Source organism: Methanobrevibacter sp., assembly GCF_045120835.1.
Classification (GTDB): Archaea; Methanobacteriota; Methanobacteria; order Methanobacteriales; family Methanobacteriaceae; genus Methanocatella.
Genome location: NZ_JBGVFE010000106.1, coordinates 1 through 2,820, shown reverse-complemented (window position 1 = coordinate 2,820; position 2,820 = coordinate 1). Strand labels below are relative to the sequence as shown.

The window sequence follows — 2,820 nt, the reverse complement described above, 5'->3', positions numbered from 1 at the left end:
TTTCATCTGAGTGTAGTTCAAAACCTAAATTCTTTACTAACCTTTCCATTTCCTCATAGGAAATTTTTTTAGTATCAACTGTAATGTGCAGTTTGTTTGATGCCAAATCAGCGTCAACCTCTTCTACACCTTCAATTTTTTCAAAAGTTTTATTTACACTTAAAACACAGGAAGCACAGTGCATTCCCTCAATTGGCAAATCCATAAGCTTGTGCTTTACCATGACATCACCTTAAAATTTATAACAATAGTTTTATTCTTAATGCATTATAAATTTTAGGTTTGCTAAAATTATCTGATTTGGATAATGTTAAAAGTAGATTTTCAGTTTAAAAACAGCTGATTGAAGAAATATGCATTACTTTAAATGTAATTAACCTTAATGTCTCTGTGAGGAATTGTTCTTCTAAATTTAACTTTAGGATATCCGATGACAAATGAAGAGTACATGTGCTTTTTCACATCAATGCCCGGGAAAAATTCCATGAGTCGCTCATGGTCTATTTCGTCAGCCTTCAATATAAAAAGAGAATAGAATCCTCCCAGACCAAGTGAATACGCAAGCAGTTCCAAACGGGTATTGGCTATTACCGCACTGGTTTTATCTGTTGAAAATGTTAAAATTAGTTGTTTTCCCTGCCATAGCAGAGGGTGAAATTCCTTTATTGAATTATCATTCAAATAATCTCCGAATTCCCGGATTCTGAAAAATTCATCCTCCTGAACCTTGATAATATCATAGACAAGCTCCATGAATTCATCAAGTTTTTCATCCAAAACGACAAATTCGACATCCTGTGAATTTTGTGCCGATGGCGAATAATAAGCTCCCTCAAAGAGTTTAGCAAAAGTTTCCTTATCAATCTTTTTATTTTTGAACCATCGAATTGATCTTCTTTGCTTTAAAAACTGAAGCAAATCATCATATCCCACTGGAATTTCACGGGAATCATAATCGACTATCCTGTCTTCGTGAGCCTCGTAGGATTTAAGAGATATTGCACCAACCTTGCATACTGCCATGCAGTGGCCACATTCAAAGCAATTACTGCCTACCTCAACTGCAAACCCCCCAACAACAATATTATCACGAATGCAAACCTGGGAGCACAATTTGCATGCAGTGCATAGTTCTTCATCAATGCTTAACTTCAATTCCATCCTGAATTACCTTTAATATATTGTCATTATCGCTTAAAACGGAGACATCATCCAAAGGATTTGAATTGACCAATATTAAATCGGCAACATAATTTTCCTTAACCAGACCAAGATTGTCAAATCCTAAAAATTCAGCGGCATTAACTGTTCCGCTAGCTATTGCCTCATCTTCGCTCATTCCGATATCAGTCAGATGAACCAGTTCCTCCAAGTTGTGTCCATGAGGAAACACACCACTGTCAGTTCCCATTAGAATGTTTACACCCTCTTCGTAAGCAACAGAAATGTTTTCCTTGTGAACTTTGACAATTTCTTTCAGTTTATCGGTTTTTTCCTGAGCATAACTGTCCCAAGCCGGAAAACCGTTCTTTGCCAGAAACTGATGAACAAGCAAAGTCGGAACAAGACTGACATCTTTTTCAACCATTCTTTTGGAAGTTTTCCTGTCAATAAATGTTCCATGCTCTATTGAACTGAAACCTGCATCTATGCAATTGTTCATTCCTTTTAAGCTATGGCAATGGGCAGAGACTTTCATGTCATTTGCATCTGCTTCCCTTACAATTGTCTTCAATTCCTTTTTGTTGAATTGTGCAAATTCAGGTGAAGAATTGGTTGTCAGGACTCCACCACTGGCCATTACCTTGATAAAATCAGCGCCCGCCCTTTTAACTTCACGGGTCTTTTTCAAGACTTCCTCAACACCATCACATCTTCCCTTAGGAAATCCCGGATAGATTATCTCCATATCCCAGCCGGAAGGCAAAAACAAGTCAAAATGTCCGCCGGTCATAACCAACGGAGTTATTGACAAGTGAATTTTTGGAGCTGTGAATAATTTCTTCTCTTGAGCCAATTTGAAGCTTAAATCAGCAGATCCACAGTCTCTAATTGTTGTAACTCCCGCATTGATTGTCTGCAAAGAGTGGGGAACAGCATTGTAAAAATGAAGTCCCAAAGGATTTGCCATATTTTCCTCTTTGTGAAAACCCTTCGCAAAAATATGGGCATGGCAATCGATAAATCCCGGCAGCAGATAATTGTCTTCACCATCAATTACATTATCTGCCTTAATCCCGGATGATGAAATCTCCTTAATTACATTACCTTCCATTAAAACATTCTGATTGGTTTTAATATCTTCTAAAGGATTTATTATGTTTACATTTTCAATTAGAGTCTGCATATTATCACTATAATATTTCTATTGTTCCATTATCCCCATCAACTTCAACCAGAGTTCCGGTTGTTAAATCCTTAACATCCACCGGAGAATCAACCATTGGTATGTCTGACATTATGGCACCGGTAGCTATAATCGGCTCTGCATTTAAACAGATTATTGCCTTTGGAGCCGTATTGTTTTTCATCATCTGAAAAATTACATAAGACCCAACTGTGGAACCCTTTCCACCCGGAATAAACAGGACCTTATCTTTAACGCTTTGGCCCTTCAATTCATGATTCGGGTCAATTACCACCCCGTTTTCAGGATTTACTCCGCCCAAAAAACTAATAGGTTCTGATGAAACAATCAGTTCCCCTTTTGCTTTTCCTTTTGCAATATTTCTACATTCAATCATAATCATCACCTATAATAACTTATCATTTACCTCTTCACCACGATTTATCGCATTGGCTGATGATATTGTATCTACC

Annotated in this window: 4 protein-coding genes; all 4 read right to left on the bottom strand. The window is 37.2% G+C overall.

All coding sequences use genetic code 11. From position 1 onward, the window contains the following. A partial coding sequence (locus ACJMLO_RS09595; protein ID WP_405296239.1) for a cation transporter occupies positions 1 to 223 on the bottom strand: 223 nt, incomplete at its 3' end. Positions 224 to 363: 140 nt separating this feature from the next. Beyond that, complete coding sequence (locus tag ACJMLO_RS09590; RefSeq protein WP_405296237.1) at positions 364 to 1,161, bottom strand: nitroreductase family protein; 798 nt, start codon at positions 1,159 to 1,161, stop codon at positions 364 to 366. Further along, on the bottom strand, positions 1,139 to 2,347 hold the full coding sequence (locus ACJMLO_RS09585) for an amidohydrolase family protein (protein WP_405296235.1): 1,209 nt from the start codon (positions 2,345 to 2,347) through the stop codon (positions 1,139 to 1,141). Before ACJMLO_RS09585 ends, ACJMLO_RS09590 begins: the two co-directional genes overlap by 23 nt. 7 nt (positions 2,348 to 2,354) lie before the next feature. After that, positions 2,355 to 2,744: a DUF126 domain-containing protein gene (locus ACJMLO_RS09580; protein ID WP_405296233.1), complete on the bottom strand. Its 390-nt coding sequence runs from the start codon at positions 2,742 to 2,744 to the stop codon at positions 2,355 to 2,357. Positions 2,745 to 2,820 lie beyond the last annotated feature (76 nt).